The 17,876-nt window shown below is 63.9% G+C and carries 15 protein-coding genes and 1 pseudogene; 11 read left to right on the top strand and 5 right to left on the bottom strand.

What is annotated here, in order from left to right:
- Positions 1 to 25: 25 nt before the first annotated feature.
- On the bottom strand, positions 26 to 355 hold the full coding sequence (locus FG94_RS27280; protein WP_036212244.1) for a hypothetical protein: 330 nt from the start codon (positions 353 to 355) through the stop codon (positions 26 to 28).
- Between the two features lie 319 nt (positions 356 to 674).
- Between FG94_RS27280 and flhB the strand changes: the two genes are divergently transcribed.
- The 3 genes from flhB to FG94_RS12980 all read left to right on the top strand — a co-directional run bounded on the left by flhB (position 675) and on the right by FG94_RS12980 (position 5,572).
- Positions 675 to 1,850 (top strand): flagellar biosynthesis protein FlhB, encoded by a 1,176-nt coding sequence (gene flhB, locus FG94_RS12990; RefSeq protein ID WP_036212242.1) that lies wholly within the window; start codon positions 675 to 677, stop codon positions 1,848 to 1,850.
- Positions 1,851 to 2,039: 189 nt separating this feature from the next.
- Positions 2,040 to 4,160, top strand: a complete 2,121-nt coding sequence (gene flhA, locus FG94_RS12985) for a flagellar biosynthesis protein FlhA (protein WP_036212240.1) — start codon at positions 2,040 to 2,042, stop codon at positions 4,158 to 4,160.
- A 308-nt stretch (positions 4,161 to 4,468) separates the two neighbouring features.
- Complete coding sequence (locus FG94_RS12980) at positions 4,469 to 5,572, top strand: glycosyltransferase (protein ID WP_161783965.1); 1,104 nt, start codon at positions 4,469 to 4,471, stop codon at positions 5,570 to 5,572.
- Between the two features lie 36 nt (positions 5,573 to 5,608).
- On the opposite strand, the gene FG94_RS12975 is transcribed toward FG94_RS12980, so the two are convergent.
- The 3 genes from FG94_RS12975 to FG94_RS12965 all read right to left on the bottom strand — a co-directional run bounded on the left by FG94_RS12975 (position 5,609) and on the right by FG94_RS12965 (position 7,283).
- Positions 5,609 to 5,845: a hypothetical protein gene (locus tag FG94_RS12975; protein ID WP_036212238.1), complete on the bottom strand. Its 237-nt coding sequence runs from the start codon at positions 5,843 to 5,845 to the stop codon at positions 5,609 to 5,611.
- A 416-nt stretch (positions 5,846 to 6,261) separates the two neighbouring features.
- A complete protein-coding gene (locus FG94_RS12970) occupies positions 6,262 to 6,744 on the bottom strand; it encodes a hypothetical protein (protein WP_036212236.1) in 483 nt (160 codons plus the stop codon).
- 11 nt (positions 6,745 to 6,755) lie between these two features.
- Entirely contained in the window at positions 6,756 to 7,283 is a 528-nt protein-coding gene (locus tag FG94_RS12965; protein WP_051996618.1) for a lysozyme, read from the bottom strand.
- A 142-nt stretch (positions 7,284 to 7,425) separates the two neighbouring features.
- Between FG94_RS12965 and FG94_RS12960 the strand changes: the two are divergent.
- The 7 genes and pseudogenes from FG94_RS12960 to FG94_RS12930 all read left to right on the top strand — a co-directional run bounded on the left by FG94_RS12960 (position 7,426) and on the right by FG94_RS12930 (position 13,332).
- Positions 7,426 to 7,916: pseudogene (locus FG94_RS12960) on the top strand (Hcp family type VI secretion system effector).
- A 245-nt stretch (positions 7,917 to 8,161) separates the two neighbouring features.
- Positions 8,162 to 9,604 (top strand): flagellar biosynthesis protein FlhF, encoded by a 1,443-nt coding sequence (flhF, locus tag FG94_RS12955; protein WP_036212233.1) that lies wholly within the window; start codon positions 8,162 to 8,164, stop codon positions 9,602 to 9,604.
- Positions 9,597 to 10,394: an antiactivator of flagellar biosynthesis FleN protein gene (locus tag FG94_RS12950; protein WP_036212230.1), complete on the top strand. Its 798-nt coding sequence runs from the start codon at positions 9,597 to 9,599 to the stop codon at positions 10,392 to 10,394. Before flhF ends, FG94_RS12950 begins: the two co-directional genes overlap by 8 nt.
- 162 nt (positions 10,395 to 10,556) lie before the next feature.
- Entirely contained in the window at positions 10,557 to 11,294 is a 738-nt protein-coding gene (locus FG94_RS12945; RefSeq protein ID WP_036212228.1) for an RNA polymerase sigma factor FliA, read from the top strand.
- Complete coding sequence (locus FG94_RS12940) at positions 11,276 to 12,019, top strand: flagellar motor protein (RefSeq protein WP_036212226.1); 744 nt, start codon at positions 11,276 to 11,278, stop codon at positions 12,017 to 12,019. Before FG94_RS12945 ends, FG94_RS12940 begins: the two co-directional genes overlap by 19 nt.
- 7 nt (positions 12,020 to 12,026) lie before the next feature.
- Positions 12,027 to 12,776, top strand: coding sequence for a flagellar motor protein MotD (gene motD / locus FG94_RS12935; RefSeq protein WP_036212223.1), 750 nt, complete (start codon positions 12,027 to 12,029; stop codon positions 12,774 to 12,776).
- 61 nt (positions 12,777 to 12,837) lie between these two features.
- Entirely contained in the window at positions 12,838 to 13,332 is a 495-nt protein-coding gene (locus tag FG94_RS12930; RefSeq protein WP_036212220.1) for a hypothetical protein, read from the top strand.
- A gap of 143 nt (positions 13,333 to 13,475) precedes the next feature.
- Here FG94_RS12930 and FG94_RS12925 read toward each other — a convergent pair whose 3' ends face one another.
- On the bottom strand, positions 13,476 to 14,537 hold the full coding sequence (locus FG94_RS12925; RefSeq protein ID WP_036212217.1) for a M35 family metallo-endopeptidase: 1,062 nt from the start codon (positions 14,535 to 14,537) through the stop codon (positions 13,476 to 13,478).
- A 225-nt stretch (positions 14,538 to 14,762) separates the two neighbouring features.
- Between FG94_RS12925 and FG94_RS12920 the strand changes: the two genes are divergently transcribed.
- Complete coding sequence (locus tag FG94_RS12920) at positions 14,763 to 17,330, top strand: EAL domain-containing protein (protein ID WP_081925963.1); 2,568 nt, start codon at positions 14,763 to 14,765, stop codon at positions 17,328 to 17,330.
- The last annotated feature ends 546 nt before the right edge of the window (positions 17,331 to 17,876 follow it).

Below are 17,876 nucleotides of genomic sequence, written 5' to 3'. Positions count from 1 at the left end.
TACAGGACGACGAGCGTCCACCAGATTAGTGGTGGGTGGTCGCTGCGTGCGAGGTGCTCGAATCGCTGTCCGAAGCAGCAACGCCGACTGCTGCAACAGCGACGCCGATAGCAACCAGGGTGCTGGTCGACAGGCCAGCCAGGGCGGTGCCGCCCAGGAAACCGCCGGTGCCAGCGGCAGCGCCGGTGCCAGCGGCAGCGCCGGTACCAGCAGCGGTGGTGCCGGTTGCGGTGCCGGTTGCGGTGGTGCCGGTTGCGCCGGTGGTGCTGGTTGCCGGGGTGGTGGTGGTGCTCTGCGCCAGCACTTGGGTCGACAGCAGGCTCAGGATAGCGCTAGCAACGAGAAGCTTTTTCATGTGAGGTCCTTGATTTTCAGATTACAGAAGTGCAAGTGTATCAATTGCAAGCACATTATATTACTAAAACATTTCGCCTAATCAAAAAAAGAGGAACCGTTCGTTACATTTCGACAAAGTAGCCAACAGTATCTGCTTGTTTTACAACATGTCCATGCGCGTCGCATGCGAATGCACATTGTGAACAAGTTATCCGCGCCGTCTTCCAGGTTCCAGGAATGCGGGCAAATCCTTCCCCTATTCAAAGTATAGCCATGCAGCAATATCTGGGACAATGCTGCTTTGGTAGTAGTTACAGACAGAACGACGGGAAGAGTAGATGGCGGACGACAGCGACGCAGAAAAGACAGAACCAGCGTCACCCAGAAGACTGGAGAAAGCCCGCGAAGAAGGCGACGTCCCCCGCTCGCGTGAAATCGCCACGTTCACCGTCCTGATGACCGCAGGCGCCGGCCTGTGGATGACGGGCGGCTCGCTGATCGGCAAGCTGGAGCAGGCCATGCAGTCCGGCCTCTCGCTCAGCCGCGACCAGGTCTTCAACCCCAACGTCCTGATCGAACGCATCACCGCCGACCTGGTAGCGGTGATCATCGCCTGCCTGCCGCTGGCAGGCCTGATCATGCTGGTGGCGCTCGCTTCGCCGCTCCTGATTGGCGGCTGGAATTTCTCTTCCAAGGCCTTCGTGCCCAACTTCATGAAGCTGGACCCGATCAAGGGCATCGGCAACATGTTCTCTACTAATGCCTTGATCGAACTGCTGAAGGCCGTCGCCAAGACCCTGGTGGTCGGCGCCGTGGCCTGGGTGGTCATCATGAGCCAGAAGGATGCGCTGATCGGCCTGGCGGTCGAGCCGCTGGGCGCCGGCAGTGCCCACGTGGGGGAACTGGTGGCCAAGGCTTTCCTGTTCATCACCGGCGCGCTGGGCGTGATCGCCGCCATCGACGGCCCCTGGCAGCTGTGGCACTACCACGACAAGATGAAGATGACGCGCCAGGAAATGATCCAGGAGTCGAAGGAGTCGGACGGCAATCCGCAGATTAAGGGGAAGATTCGCCAGATGCAGCGCGAAATGGCGCGCGGCCGCATGATGCAGAATGTGCCCACTGCGGATGTGATCGTCACCAACCCGACCCACTACGCGGTGGCGCTGAAGTATGCCGATGGCCAGAAGGGCGCGCCGCGGGTGGTGGCCAAGGGTGTCGACGAGGTCGCGGCCAAGATCCGCGAACTCGGCCTTGAACACAAGGTGACCTTGCTGGAAGCCCCGGCTCTGGCCCGTGCGCTCTACAAGCACACCGACATCGACGAAGAGATCCCGGAGAAGCTGTTCTCGGCCGTGGCGGAAGTCCTCGCCTACGTCTACCAGCTGCGCGCCTACAGGAAGGGCGAGGGCATCTACCCGGATCGTCCGACGAAGCTGGCGGTGCCGCCGGAGATGGACCCCAACAACCCGGCCTACAAAGGGCCGGGGGCGAATAACGGACTTTTGCAATAAAAAGAACAGTAGGGTGGGCAGGGTAATTCCGGGCAATGCCCGGAATGACGCCCACGCGGTGATTGGTAGCGGCTCCGCTCTCGTGCCGGATGATCTTGCTGCCGACTATGACCGCGTGGGCGGGAGGACCCGCCCACCCTACAGAACCAGCGTAATCAGCACTGATACGAACGACGGAGCATTGCACTAATGAACAGCATCAAACTGCCGGCATGGACGAACGGTCTCGCGTCGCGCGGCGCCAGCGCGCTCGCCGCCCCGATCTTCATCGTCATCCTGCTGGCGATGATGATCCTGCCGCTGCCGGCCTTCGTGCTGGACGTGTTCTTCAGCTTTAACATCGCGCTGTCCGTCATCGTGCTGTTGACCGCGCTGTACACGGTCAAGCCGCTCGACTTCATGGCCTTCCCGGCCATCCTGCTGATTTCGACGATGCTGCGCCTGGCGCTCAACGTCGCCTCGACCCGTATCGTCCTGACCGAAGGCCATACCGGCGGCGCGGCCGCGGGCAAGGTGGTCGAAGCCTTTGGTCACTTCCTCATCGGCGGCAACTTCACGGTCGGTATCGTCGTCTTCATCATCCTCACCATCATCAACTTCACGGTCGTGACCAAGGGCGCGGGCCGTATCGCCGAAGTGGGCGCGCGCTTTGCCCTGGATGCGATGCCGGGCAAGCAGATGGCGATCGACGCCGACCTGAACGCCGGCCTGATCGGCGAAGCCGAGGCCCGCAAGCGCCGCAACGAAGTGGCGCAGGAAGCCGAGTTCTACGGCGCGATGGACGGTGCGTCCAAGTACGTGAAGGGCGACGCCGTCGCCGGCATCATGATCACCCTGATCAACGTCATCGGCGGCCTGATCATTGGCGTGATCCAGCACGACCTGAGCTTCGGCGAGGCCGCCGAGGTGTACACCTTGCTGGCCATCGGTGACGGCCTGGTGGCCCAGATTCCTTCGCTGATCATCTCGATCGCGGCCGGTATGGTGGTCTCGCGCGTGGCCAACGAGGACGATATCAGCAGCCAGGTGACCAACCAGCTGTTCGCCCGTCCGGAAGCCCTGTATATCACCGGCGGCATCATCTTCGCGCTGGGCGTGATCCCGGGCATGCCGAACCTGGTGTTCCTGCTGCTGGGCAGCGCGCTGTGCGGCGGCGGTTACCTGATCGCCAAGCGCAAGAAGGAGCAGCCGGCCAAGGAAGCGGCTGCGGCGGAAGCGGCGGCAACGGCCGCGGCCGGCGGCGCGGCCGCCACCCCCGCCGAATCGGAAGAGGCGACCTGGCAGGACGTCATGGCGGTCGACACCCTCGGCCTGGAAGTGGGCTACCGCCTGATCCCGTTGGTCGACAAGACCCAGGGCGGCGAACTGCTCAAGCGCATCAAGGGCATCCGCAAGAAGTTCGCCCAGGAAGTCGGCTTCCTGGCGCCGCCGGTGCACATCCGCGACAACCTCGAACTCAAGCCTTCGGCCTACCGCATCACGCTCAAGGGCGTGGAAGTGGGGACCGGCGAAGCGATCAACGGCCAGTTCCTGGCCATCAACCCGGGCATGGCCAGCGGCACGCTGCCGGGGCTGGTCACCACCGACCCTGCCTTCGGCCTGCCGGCCACCTGGATCGACGCCAGCCTGCGCGACGAGGCGCAGAGCCTGGGCTATACCGTGGTCGACGCCGGCACCGTGGTGGCGACCCACCTGAACCACCTGATCACGACCCACGCCTCGGAACTGCTGGGCCGGATGGAAGTCCAGGACCTGCTCGATCACCTGGCCAAGGCCGCGCCGAAGCTGGTCGAAGACCTGGTGCCGAAGGTGGTGTCGCTGTCGACCCTGCAGAAAGTGCTGCAGAACCTGCTGCTGGAAGGCGTGCACATCCGCGACATGCGCACCATCATCGAGTGCCTGTCGGAGTACGCTGGCCAGACCCAGGACCCGAACGAGCTGACCGCCCTGGTGCGGGTGGCGCTGGGCCGGGCCATCGTGCAGCAGCTGTTCCCGGGCACGAACGAGCTGTCGGTGATGACTCTCGACAACCGTCTCGAGCGTTTGCTGATGCAGGCGATGGGGGCGGGCGGCGACGGCGCCGGCATCGAGCCCGGCCTGGCCGACACCATCGCCCAACAGGCGGCCAATGCTGCCGCCCAGCAGGAGCAGATGGGCCTGAGCCCGGTGCTGCTGGTGCCGGCCCCGCTGCGCGTGCTGCTGTCGCGCTTCCTGCGGCGCGCGGTGCCGCAGCTGAAAGTGCTGTCGCATAACGAAATTCCGGAGACCAAGACCATCCGGGTGACCAGCCTGGTGGGTGTGCCGATGTAAGCATGCCGGGTAGTCACGGCAGTGATGGCTACCGATTTGTCTCTTTTTGGAATCATCCCCCTGTTTTGAGGGCTGTTCCCAGTGCCCAAAGTCAAATTAACGTGTTGATTTGTGATAACATTCTCGTTGCTCTAAAACAGTGCACGAAATTTCCCGGGCCGTGATGTCATCGCGGCTCATCTACAACCACCTCCCGATCAGCCAACGTTGTTCAGTTGGATTGAACACGTTCGGTGTCTTTGCGATTAATAATGCTGGAATATCAACAATTTGGGCTTGGCTTGACGGCATTGGCCGTGAGTTTTGCTGTGTGTCTGCTTATCGTGCTGTCGCAGAAATGGCACGGTAAACTCTCCCACGATCACGACCTGAACGGCGTGCAGAAGGTGCACACGACCGCGGTGCCGCGCATCGGCGGTATCGGTGTCATGGCAGGCGTGCTGCTTGGCCTGGCGCTGTTCCAGATGCTGGCACCGGCTGGCGTCAACCCCCTGCATTCGGCCGATATCCGCCTGCTGCTGCTCGCCAGCCTGCCGGCTTTCCTCGCCGGCCTGATCGAGGACTTCACGAAGCGCGTGTCCGTTCGGGTGCGCCTGGCCGCGACCGCCATGAGTGCGATGATCGCCAGCGCCGCCCTGGGCGCGACCGTGACCGAACTCGACCTGTGGGGCGTGGATACGCTGCTCGCATTTGCTCCGTTCGCCATCATCGTGACGGCCGTGGTCGTCTCCGGCGGCTCGAATGCCATCAACATCATCGACGGCTTCAACGGCTTGTCGAGCAGCACGATCATCATCATGTCCGCCGGCCTGGCTGCTGTCGGTCTGCAGCATGGCGACCACCTGGTAGTGGCCATCGGCGCCCTGTGCATCGGCGCGACCGCCGGTTTCCTGGCCTTGAACTATCCGTTCGGGAAGCTGTTCCTGGGCGATGGCGGCGCTTACTTCCTGGGCTTCCTGGTCTCGGAGATGGCCGTGCTGCTCCTGGTGCGCAACCCGTCGGTGAATGCATGGCAGGTGCTGGCGATCTGCGGCTATCCGGTCATCGAGGTGCTGTTCAGCATGTATCGCCGTCGCGTGATCAAGAACGTCAGCCCGGGCGCGCCGGACGCGCTGCACCTGCATACGCTGGTGTATCGCCGGCTCGTCTTCAAGCATGTCCGCCGTGACGCGTCGCGTCCGTGGAACCGCAATGCCAGCGTGGTGTGCTTCATCGCTCCTGCGGTGACGATGTGCGTGGCGGTGAGTGTGGTTGCCGGCGCATCGGCGCCGGTCAGCCTGGCGATCGTGGCGGCGCAGCTTGCGCTCTACATCGTGGTGTATGGCCGTCTCGTGCGTGGCCGCTGGGGTGTTGCCGGTCGTGCCAGCGCCGATGCCATCTCGGCCAGCGCCAACGCTTCCTCGTCTTCCTGATTCGCACGCCGCGATACCGGCCCGCGGCGGCCGGTATCAGCGGCGTCGCCGCTGTACCCACCAGTTCTCGAACCAGATCGAGAAGTGCAACAACAATCCTGTGACGAACAGGAAATCTCCAACACGACCCAAACGCAGGCCTGCGGCGATGACGCCTGCGATCAGGAACGCCGTCCTCAGGGCAGGGATGCCGTTGTCCAGCGTCTTGCAGAAGGTAATCAAAAAGGCTTCTCCAGACATGCCGGCTTGACGCTTCGGTATCCTGAACTTCATCTGTTGGGCCTTTCGTTATTGTTCCGGAAACCCGGTACGACCGAGTATGCATCAAATTCGTCACAGTTACAATCTGAGACAATTGAGTTTCATCAACTGATTGCTCGCCATAACATTGCGTTGTAATCACACTACTTATATCAGTTATCAGCGTTGTAGATGATTGTTGCATATATGGCATGATCTGTCGCGAGTTTCCGCTTTCGTGCGCGCCGCTTTTGGTCTTGGAAATAGGCTTGGTTCCCTGCTTTTTCCCTGATATCGAGTGCCTGTCGAAGTACGCGAGCCAGGACCAGGGCAGAACGAGCTGATCGTCATGGTGCGGGTGGTGCTGGGCAGGGTGATCATGCAGCTGCAAAAGGGAAGGCCGAAGCGCCCGTTCCGACTGCCTATCGCCAGCGTGCCCTCTTCGGGCGCTAGCGCCTCGTCTGCAGCGGCGGTGCTACGTCAGGCTGAAGCTTTACCGCATCAAAAAAGAACCCTTTCCAGTACACGACAATGCGGTTGTAGCCTTTGATTAGCGCTTCGGTACAAGCGAGGTCTACAACTGTTACGACGGACGGCAAGCCGAGACGCCCGGAAGCGGCATGCGCCTCCTCGCGCAGATAGCGAACGGTGTCCTCATAGTGTCGTTCGAACTCAGGATCTGCGCACGACTCCCCAGCCAAGGAAATCTTGTTCTTGCTGATGACCAGCGTCTTGCCGACCAGCCGCGCCGCTCCCTTGTCATCGAGCGCAGTGATATGAGATGAGTCAAGCACTTTTGTGAGTTTCCAGTGTCCTGACAAATCGTCGTTTGGCTCAGCACCATGTGCAGGCAGTAGCGACATTGCAGCAATGGCGAACGACATGGCAATCAATCGCGCCCGCAGCTTGGTGGAAATGCGTGAAATGGACATGTTGGGTCTCCTTACTTCTTTCCGGTCTCCGGGGCGAATGGCGCACTCTCCTCTGCCCGGCGGGAGATGAGGCCCCGCGCTACAACTTTCTTTCCGTTGATAGTCGTGCGCGTCATCTGTCGGATGTTGTCTGCCGCCCCCTTGAAGTCACCTTTCTCGACGAGTAGATACGTGCCCCTGCTGCCGCGCGCGCCGGCATTGTAGGTAAGGCTCACTAACGCGTCGAACTGCTCATGGTTGAGTGCCTGCTTGCGAACGTTGCTGCGCACTTCTCGTTCTGCTTTTGCTACGCGTCGAGCATACTCTGCATCGACTTCGGCTTGACTTACTGGCCTTGAGAGCTCTTCTTTCGTGCATGGTCCGCGGTGCGCCAGGATACCGGCGCCCCATGTGCAATGCCCGCGACCAGGCCCGCCGTCATCGTAGTACTTGTGCATGTCGACTTCACGCTTGCGCATGCGTGCCCGTGCCCCCGGACTCATGCTCAGGCTGTCGTTGGCGCCGATCGTGAGGGAAGGCGAGGCGTTTGCTGCCGGCATGGAACACTCCTGCGGATTCGGAAAACGATAATCTAGCGCTGTCCTTGCTGCTTACTGTTGAGTCCTCACAATTCCATGCGGTAGTGGCGGAGAAATAATCTTGGCTACGCGGACGCTCGTCCGTTGAACTTGGAGACCGCAAATGGCGATAGATGTGTATCTGCAGATAGATGGGATCAAGGGTCAGTCGCAGGACGATAAACACAAGGACTGGATCGAGTGCCAATCGGTCAACTGAGGTATTCACCAGCCCCGTAGTGCTACAGCTTCCACTGCTGGTGGACATACCGCAGAGCGTGCGGAACTGCGGGAGATCACATTCACCAAGATTGCCGACCTCGCGAGCCCGATTCTGATGCAGCATTGTGCAATGGGAAAGACAATCCCCAAGGCCAAGTTTGAATTCATGCGGGCAGATGGCCAGGGAAATCCCATCAAGTACTTCGAAATCGAGTTGGACAAGGTGCTGATCGGTGGAATTGAGCCGAGCATTGAGCCGGGACCATTCTTGATGAGCAAGTGAGCTTGAAGTATTCGAAGATCAAATGGCGCTATACGCAGCAGAAGATCGGTGGCGGCGCTGGCGGCAGTACAGTAGGTGGATGGGATTTGGCGACCAACAGGGTCGCATGACTGAGTGTAAAACCCGGCGCTGGTGACTTCGGTGCCGGTAATTCGGGCGGTCTCGTGTCGCTTTCCGGTGTCGTCCGACATCAGGCTCCTCCTGGTAGCGACGCTAGCTAATCGAAATAGGCCTTTTTCCCCTTCCTTTTCCCCCGATGGTTTCCTCACGGCATCGCCAATAATGCTGGCTATGGATGGGCGATTGCGCTCGTAACGACTAGAACAGTACAGCTGACGAAGTGCGGAGAGAAACGATGAACGTGAAGAAATTTACAGCGGCTACTTCCCGTGACGCCTTGCGCAAGGTGCGCGAGGCGCTCGGCCCTGACGCGGTCATCCTTTCCAACCGCCCGGTGGACGGCGTGGTCGAGATCCTCGCGCTCGACAACGACGACGTCGCCGCACTGGCTTCCCCGGCCATCGAAGAACCGCAGGCGCCGAGCTTCCAGGCCTTCGACAACGATTTCGACCCCGAACCGGTCTTCAGCCGCGCCCCGGCCGCCTTCGCGCCCGCCGCCCCGGAACCGCGCCAGCCTGCGCCACGCGCCGCTGCGCCGAAGCTGGACCCGTTCGCCGGCCAAGCTTATGTGGAACGCCGCGCTGCGCCCGCCATCGAACCGGACATCCCGCCGACCTACGTCAACCGCCGCGCCCCGGCGCAGGAAGCTGGTATCGACATGGCCGCCATGACCCAGATGATGAGCGCCGCCATCGCCCAGGCCAAGGAATCGGCCACTCTTGAAATGAGCGGCATGATGAACGAGATCCGCGCCATGCGCGGCCTGATGGAAACCCAGCTGGCCGAACTGTCCTGGAACGCGACGCAACAGCGCGAGCCGCAGAAGGCCGCCGTGCTGCGCGAGATGCTGGCTGCGGGCTTCTCGGCCACCCTGGCGCGCTACCTGATCGACAAGATGCCGGCGACCAAAGACGCAGCCGACGCCCTGCGCTGGATCAAGACCGTCCTGGCCCGCAACCTCACCACCATCGCCAACGAAGACGATCTGCTGAACCGCGGCGGCGTGTTCGCCCTGGTCGGCCCGACCGGCGTCGGCAAGACCACCACCACCGCCAAGCTGGCCGCGCGCTGCGTGATGCGCCACGGCCCGGACAAGCTGGCCCTGATCACCACCGACGCCTACCGTATCGGCGGCCACGAGCAGCTGCGCATCTACGGCAAGATCCTCGGCGTGATGGTGCACTCGGTGAAGGACGAGGCCGACCTGCGCATCGCCCTGAAAGAACTCAAGAACAAGCACACCGTCCTGATCGACACCATCGGCATGTCGCAGCGCGACCAGATGGTGACCGAACAGGTGGCGATGCTCTCCGAATCCGGCGCCGACGTGAAGCGCCTGCTGTGCCTGAATGCGACCTCGACCGGCGAGACCCTGAACGAAGTGGTGCGCGCCTATCAGGGCTCGGGCCTGGCCGGCTGCATCATGACCAAGCTGGACGAAGCCGCCTCGATCGGCAACGTGCTCGACGTCGTGATCCGCCAGAAGCTCAACCTGCACTACATCTCGAACGGCCAGCGCGTGCCGGAAGACCTGCACCTGGCCGACCGCGCCATGCTGGTCGACCGCGCCTTCCGCAACAACCGTCATGCTCAAGCCCAGTTCGGTGATGCCGACCTGCCGCTGATGATGGCCGCTGCCGGTAACGATCGCAGCCTGCGCGAGGTGCACCTTGGCTAGTTTCGATTTCGACCAGGCCGAAGGCCTGCGCCGGATGCTGCAGGGCCCGCGCCCGCGCATCGTCACGTTTCTGTCCGCCACGCCGGAGGACGACAAGGGCGCCATGCTGGTCAACCTGGGCGCCTCGCTGGCCCAGCTGGGGAACGAAGTCCTGATCGTCGACGCCTGCGAACGCGACTACGGCGTGGCGCGCCGCCTGGGCCTGAACCGGGCCGCCAACCTGGCCGCCGTGGCGCGCCAGGAGTATGGCCTGAACCAGGTGCTGCACGCGGTGCCGCAGGGCTTTTCGGTGGCTTCGCTCGGCCGTCCGCACGGCAGCAATGACGCGCGCCGCCTGGCCAAGACCTTCGACGTGCTGGTGGGGCAGGCCGGCATCGTGATGGTCGACGGCGAACTGGGGCCAAGCGGCGAATTCCCGCTGCCGCTGATGGCGAGCTCGGAGATCGTGGTGCAGGTCTCTACCAGCGCCGCGTCGATCACGAATGCCTACGCGCTGATCAAGCGCCTGGCGCAGCAACTGGGCCGCCGTCCCTTCGGCATCCTGGTGACCGGCGCGACAGAGGCGGAGGCCAAGGTGGTATACGATAATATGTCAGCTGCGGCAACACGCTACCTGGCGGTCAACCTGCGCTCGATGGGTTCGGTGCCGGCCGACGAGTACCTGCACCGGGCCGCGCGCCTGGGCCGGGCGGTGGTCGATGCCTTCCCGCTGGCGGGGGCCTCGGTCGCCTTCCGTCGCCTGGCCGGCAAGTTCGCGTTGCACGCGATGCCCGGCATGGGCAGGGGTTAATCGTAGGGTGGGCGGCTTGTCCGCCCACGCGGTGATAGTTAGGGTGTGAATAGCCGCGCAGGCAGCAGCACGGTCGGTTGACCGCGTGGGCGTCTGTAATTCCGGGCATTGCCCGAAATTACCCCGCCCACCCTACAAGAGAAGAAAAGATAATCAGAACGCATGTACACGGTCAAAGGGAAAGCGGACAAGAACCATTTGCTGACGGAGCACATGCCGTTGGTGAAGCGTCTTGCCCACCACATGAAGGCCAAGCTGCCGCCTTCGGTGGAAGTCGATGACCTGGTGCAGGCTGGCATGATGGGCCTGCTCGACGCGATCAACCGCTACGAAGACAACCACGGCGCCCAGTTCGAGACCTATGCGGTGCTGCGCATCCGCGGCGCCATGCTCGACGAGCTGCGCAACAGCGACTGGATGCCGCGCAGTACGCGCCAGAACATGCGCAAGGTGGAAGCCGCGATGGAGGCGCTGCAGCAGCGCCTGGGCCGTCCGGCCAGCGAATCCGAGATCGCCAAGTCGCTCAAGATGTCGCTCGCCGACTACCAGGAGATGCTGGGCGACGGCGGCGGCCACCAGCTGCTGTACTACGAAGACTTCCACGACCAGGGCGAGGACGGCGGCAGCGACAGCTTCCTCGACCGCTATGCGGTGGACGACAGCGACCCGCTGCGCAGCCTGCTCGATACGGGCTTCCGCCAGGCCGTGATCGATGCCATCGACGCCTTGCCGCCGCGCGAGAAGATGCTGATGGGCCTCTACTACGAGGAAGAACTCAACTTGAAGGAAATCGGCGCCGTCATGGGCGTGAGCGAGTCGCGGGTGTCGCAGCTGCACACCCAGGCCGTGTCGCGTCTGCGCGCGGCGCTACGGGAGCAATTGTGGACTGGGCCAGCGTAGCTGGCCTGGTGCTCGCGATCGCGGGCATCTTCATCGGCCATACGCTGGACGGCGGCAAGTTCGCGTCGCTGATCCATCCGTCCGCCTTCGCCATCGTGGTGATCGGCACCTTCGGTGCCACCTTGCTGCAGAGCGAGCGGCGCAGCTTCATGCTGGGCCTGCGCATGCTGCGCTGGGTGTTTTTCCCGCCTAAATCGAACCGTGAGCTGCTCTCGCGCGAGATCGCGCTGTGGAGCCTCTCCGCGCGGCGCGACGGCCTGCTCTCGCTCGAGCAGTACATGGGCACCAAGGACAAATTCATCCAGAAGGGCCTGCGCCTGGTGGTCGACGGCATCCAGCCCGAGAAGATCCGCAGCCTGCTGGAGAACGAGATCAACGCCTACGAATTCTCGCAGCGCCAGGCGGCGCGCATCTGGGAATCGGCCGCCGGCTATGCGCCCACCATCGGCATCCTGGGCGCGGTGCTGGGCCTGATCCACGTGATGGAAAACCTGTCGGATCCGTCGCGCCTGGGTTCCGGCATCGCGGTGGCCTTTGTCTCCACCGTGTATGGCGTGGGGCTGGCCAACCTGTTCTTCTACCCGGTCGGGAATAAATTAAAAGCCATCGTCAGCGACAAGGTGGCCCAGTACGAGATCCTCGCCGAAGTCTTCCACGACCTCGCCACCGGCGACCACACCCGCGTGGTCGACGAACGGGTGGCGAGCCTGCTGACGCGCCACTGACCGGATCATGGCGCGCAAACGCTACGACGATGGGGCCCAGGAAAACCACGAGCGCTGGCTGATCTCCTACGCCGATTTCATCACGCTGCTGTTCGCCTTCTTCGTCGTGATGTACGCGATCTCGATCGTCAACGAGGGAAAATACGCGGTGCTGTCCGAAGCCCTGGGCGACGCCTTCGGCGGGCGCAGCGTGGCGCCGCAGGCGCACACCAGCGTCGAGCCGGTGCTGCCGCTGTCGCACATCGTCAACCGCAAGCGCGTTGAGGCCGCGCGGCGCGAGCGCGAGCGCATGGAGGTGCTGGCGAAAGACCTCACGGCGACCCTGATGCCGCTGGTGAAATCGGGCCAGGTGCGGGTGACGCAGAACGCGCGCGGCATCGGCATCGAACTCAATGCGAGCGTGCTGTTCGCGCAAGGCGAGGCGACCCTGCAGCAGGAGGCGCGCGAGGTGCTGGGCGCGGTGGCGGGCCTGCTCAAGGATGCGCCGCAGCGCATCGAGGTCGAGGGCCATACCGACAACCTGCCGATCACCAACGAGCGCTTCGCCTCCAACTGGGAACTGTCGGCGGTGCGCGCGGCCAGCGTGGTACGCCTGTTCATCGAGAGTGGTGTGCAGGATGTGCGCCTGTCGGCCATCGGCCATGGCGCGACGCGCCCGGTGGCGCCGAACGACACGCCCGCCAACCAGGCGCGCAACCGGCGCGTGGCGGTGATGATCCTGGCGTCGGTGCCGGAACCGCTGTCGGCGGGTGTATAGTGGGCATGAAATAAAAGTTCGTTTCTGCAGTTCTTTTGAAATAATATTTCAAGGAGAAAGAATGCATGTCACACGCTTTTTGCCGCCGGCCCTGCTGGTCCTCGGAGCTCTGGTGAGCGCAGCCGGCGTCGTCGGCGCGCAGGAGAAGGAAGCGCAGGTCCACCACCAGCTCGAGGTCGAAACGGGCGGCGGCAAGGTACGGGTGCGCCTGCTGGTCGAGAACCGCGCCGATACCGCGATCTACATCCCGCGCGAAATCGCCGCTGGCGACGAGATCACCGGCCGCCGCTTCGACCTGCGTGACGCCAAGGGCAAGCCGGTCGACTACACCGGCATGATGGCCAAGCGCGGGGCGCTTACGGCCAGCGACTGGCAGCAGGTGGCGCCGCACAGCATGCACATGAACACCATCGACATCACGCCGTCCTACGCGTTCAGGAAAGGGAAGCAGGGCTACGAGATCCGTTACGACGGGCCATGGCTGGCGGATATCACGCAGCTCGACGCGGTAAGACATAGTCCGGCCGCGCCGGTGAAATTCAGCTTCAGCCAATGAAAACGGGCCGGCAATGCCGGCCGTCAGTGTCGTAGGGTGGGCGGATTCTCCGCCCACGCGGTCAACCAGCCGCAAGATCATCGTGCCTGGTCCGTCGACCTCCAACGATCACCGCGTGGGCGGGAAGACCCGCCCACCCTACATCAGTTCAAAGCCGGCGTATTCTCCCCAAAGTACTCGTGCGAATCGGCGTTGTTGACCGCCCGTGCCGGGTCGCTCCGGGCCAGCTCGGCCGCTCCCTGCTGGCCGTACACGTGGTCGTCGGTGGCGGCGACCACGTCGAAGTGGCTCAGCTCGTGCAGCAGGGTGCCGCCGCGCGAGTCGGTGCCGGTCAGGGGCGCGGTCCAGAACGCCTTGCAGACATAGATCGCGTAGGGCTGGGCCGGGTACACATAGGCGAAATAGTTTTCGTTGCAGCCGCAGTCGATTTTCAGGGGCTTGGTCTCGAAGGCGTCGCGGATCGCCGTGAAATTGGTGTTCACGGTGGCGGCGCGGCCGGCATCCAGGGCGCCGAACCAAGTGCCGTAGCGGGCGCCGTACTGCGCGCCACCCGCGCCCGCCGCCAGGTAGTTGTGGGCGTCGACCGTCATCGCCTTGCCGGCGTCCACGGCCGCCGCCAGCTGCTCCTGCTGGGCGTTCGAGCACTTGCTGAATTCCAGCGAGGCGGCGCCGGCGACGGCCTGCTTGGCCGGCACCCTGGCCCCGCGCGGCAGGCGCCCGTCGATCCAGATCCCGACCTGGCTGGACGCCAGCGCACCCGGCACGGGGCGCATTCCGGAGGCGGCGAACAGGCCGCTCGAGGCGGTGCGGTAGCGCAGCTGGTAGGGGCCGGTGACGCTCATCTCGTACAGCGCCGACAGCTCGACCGTGCTGGTGAGCGTGGCGCCAGGTTCCAGCCGCAGGTAGTCGTCCGGGCCGGGGGCCGGGCGCTTGGCCTTGATGCCGAGGTAGCGTACTGGCTGGCCGTCGCGCAGCACCTCGAACAGCGGCGCCTGCACGCCCGCCACCGGGGTGTGCCACTTGAGCAGGAACTGCGGCGTGGCGCTGTTGTTCTGCAGGGTGACGCGCACCAGCACCTCGTCGCTGCGGGCGAATTTTTCACGCACGGGCTGGACGCTGACGTTGACGTCCTGCGCCAGCGCGGGCAGGGCGGACAGGGCCAGCGTCAAGGACAGCAGCGGGCGCGGCAGGATTGAGTGGCGCATGGCGGGCTCCTTGCAGTTGGGATTGAACCTACTGTGCGCCGCCGGCGCGACCGCATCTTGAGCAATCCCAAGCGTATATTTACCGGGGGGCAACAAAACCACACCGTGAGTATGGCCTATTAACAACAGATGTGATTATCTGTAATTATTTGCTCGATTCGCGAGAGGGCCATTGCTATGATGCAATCAAACTATCCTACCGTAAATATTTTTCCTTTCTAAGCCATGAACGCCCTGCATGACCTGGTTGACGAGCTCGCCCGCGAGATCGGGCTCGACTGCGAGGAAGTCGCGGCGCGCAAGGCCTACCTGGAACTGGACGAGCCCGACATCGAGGCCCTGCGCGACGTGCACGCGCTGCTCGAGTCCCATCGCGACGCCTTTTCGGACCGCTTCTACGCGCACCTGATGTCCTTCCCGAAGCTGCGCGGCATGCTGGGCGACGGCGCCGAGGCGCGCCTGCGGCACGTGCAGTCCGCCTACTTCAGCAGCCTGACAGCCGGCGAGTATGGCGAGGAATACATGCGCGAGCGCCTGCGCGTGGGCGCGACCCACCAGCAGATCGGACTCGATCCGAAGTGGTACATCGGGGCCTACCGCAAGTACCTGTCGGAGCTGTCCGGCCTGCTGTGGCGCCGCCTGCGCGGCCAGCCGGAACGCTTCCGCGCCGCCATGGAAGCGGTGCTGAAGATCGTCTGCTTCGACATGGGCCTGGCGCTCGACACCTATACCCATGCCAGCCAGCGCAGCAGCCTGCAGAACCAGAACTACCTGGAACAGGTCATCGACGGCATGCCGGCGGGCCTGGTGGTGGTGGACGCCGAGCTGCGCGTGCGCTCGATGAACCGCACGATGGCCGACCTGCTGGGCGTGCCGGACAGCCTGCTGCTGGAGCGGAAACCCGCGCTCGAAGAGTTGATTCCCTGCCGCGAACTGGCCGACCGCGCCGCCGAGGCGCTGGCCTCCGGCGCGCGCCACGACCAGGTGCTGGTCACGCTCGACGGCCGCGCCGACGGCGTGCGCTACGTCGACTTCAACATCCGCCGCGCGCGCAAGGACGGCAGCTACATGCTGCTCCTGATCGGCCAGGACATCACCTTCCGCCGCAAGGCCAGGCTGCGCCTGCAGGAGAGCGAGGAGTTCTTCCGCCTCACCTTCAACCAGGCCGCGGTCGGCATCGCGCTGCTGGGCAGCGACGGCCGCGTGCTGCGTACCAACAGCAAGATGTCGCACATCCTCGGCTATTCCGAGATCGAGCTGCTGCAGCGCTTCTTCCAGCAGCTGACCTGCGACGAGGACCTGCCGGACGAGCTGGCACTGATCAACCGCCTGAAGGCCGGCGAGATCAGCGACTACCAGCGCGAAAAGCGCCTGATCCGGCGCGACGGCGCCCGGGTCTGGGTCAGCGTCACCGTTTCGCGCATGCGCGACGCCAACGGCAACCAGCGCTTCATCTGCGTCATCAAGGACATCCAGCGCCAGAAGCAGGCCGAGGAAGCCCTGCTGCGCCTGGCCAACCACGATGCCCTGACCGGCCTGCCCAACCGGGTCCTGATGCAGGACCGCCTGGGCCAGGCCATCATGCACGCCCACCGCGCGGGGCGCCAGGTGGCGGTGATGTTCATCGACCTGGACCGCTTCAAGCACGTCAACGACAGCCTCGGCCACGATGCCGGCGACGCCCTGATCGTCGAGATCGCGCGCCGCCTGTCGAGCAGCCTGCGCGAGAGCGACACCGTGGCGCGCCAGGGCGGCGACGAATTCGTGGTGGTGCTGCCCGACCTGGCGGGCCAGGACGACGCGGCCAAGGTGGCGCGCAAGCTGCTCGACAACCTGTTCCAGCCCATGCTCCTGTGCGGGCAGGAAGTCTTCCCGTCCGGGAGCATCGGCATCGCCATGTATCCGCGCGACGGCGAGGACAGCGCCACCCTGCTGAAGAACGCCGACAGCGCCATGTACGGCTCAAAGGGCAAGGGCGGCAACCATCATTCCTTCTATGCCGCCGAGATGGGCGAGCAGGCGGCCCAGCACCTGCGCATGGAAGGGGCGCTGCAACGCGCCCTGCAGCGCGAGGAATTCCTGCTGCACTACCAGCCGGTGGTGGACATCGGCAGCGGCGTGGTCTCCGGCGTGGAGGCGCTGCTGCGCTGGCAGCCGGTGGGCGGGCCGATGGTCTCGCCCGCCGAATTCATCCCGCTGGCCGAGGAGACCGGCCTGATCGTGCCGATCGGCGACTGGGTGCTGGCCACCGCGATGCGCCAGCAGGTGGCCTGGCGCCGCGCCGGCTTGCCCCCGGTGCGCATCAGCGTGAACCTGTCGGCGCGCCAGTTCCTGGGCCAGGACGTGGCCCAGCGCGTTGCCGCGCTGCTGGCGGAGACGGAGTGCGACCCGGCCTTCCTGACCCTCGAGATCACCGAGAGCGTGCTGATGGAGAATCCGGGCGCGGCCACCGAGACCATGGGCCGCCTGGCCGCGATGGGCGTGCAACTGGCCATCGACGACTTCGGCACCGGCTACTCGAGCCTGGCCAGCCTGAAGCGCTTCCCGATCCACAGCCTGAAGATCGACCGTTCCTTCGTGATGGACCTGACCCAGGACGCCGACGACGCGGCCATCGTCAATGCCGTGATTGCGCTGGCGCATTCGATGAAGCTGAACGTGATCGCGGAAGGCGTCGAGACCAGCGAGCAGCTGGCCTTCCTGCAGGAGCGCGGTTGCGACCAGATGCAGGGCTACTGCTTCAGCAGGCCGGTGGAGCCGCAGGCGATTGCGGCGATGCTGGGCACGGCCTAAGGCCCTCTGCCTGCCAGCCGCTGTCGTGCAGCAGCGCCATGGCGTCGGTCTCTTCCAGCAGGGGCGCCACCGCCGCTGCCTTGTCCGGCATGCGCTCGTAGCAGGCCTTCTTGACCGGGTAGCCGAACCAGTAGCCCGGGTCGCCCGGCGCCTCCGGCGTTCAGAAGCCGTTGTAGACCCAGTCCTTCAGCTCCGTCCTGCGCATCGCTGCGAGAACGCGCGCTTTGGCTCACAGCCCGCCGAGCTCGAATCAAACTAGTAATTCCAATACACAATTGTTTTTTGATAAATAAGTAACTGATTGTGTTAGAGTGGATATCGATTCCCGGTTCGTGACGCTCTGCATGCATTCGCGCTAGAGCCTGCTTGATTACCTGAAGATGACGCGACGGAAATGGTTTCGCTGATGCGTTCGTCAATGATCTTGCCCCGCTTTTCCCGGACACAGCCTGATGCTTAGTTAGCGTCAGTTTCCAGAGCCTGACGGCGTCGCTCTTTCCTAAACATGCGCGGCGATTTGTAGCCGAGCGCCGAATGCGGATGCAC

Origin of the sequence: Massilia sp. LC238, assembly GCF_000735635.1 — a bacterium.
GTDB classification, from domain to species: Bacteria; Pseudomonadota; Gammaproteobacteria; order Burkholderiales; family Burkholderiaceae_D; genus Telluria; species Telluria varians.
Note: the sequence above shows the minus strand (reverse complement) of the source record. Positions and strands in the feature narration are given on the sequence as shown.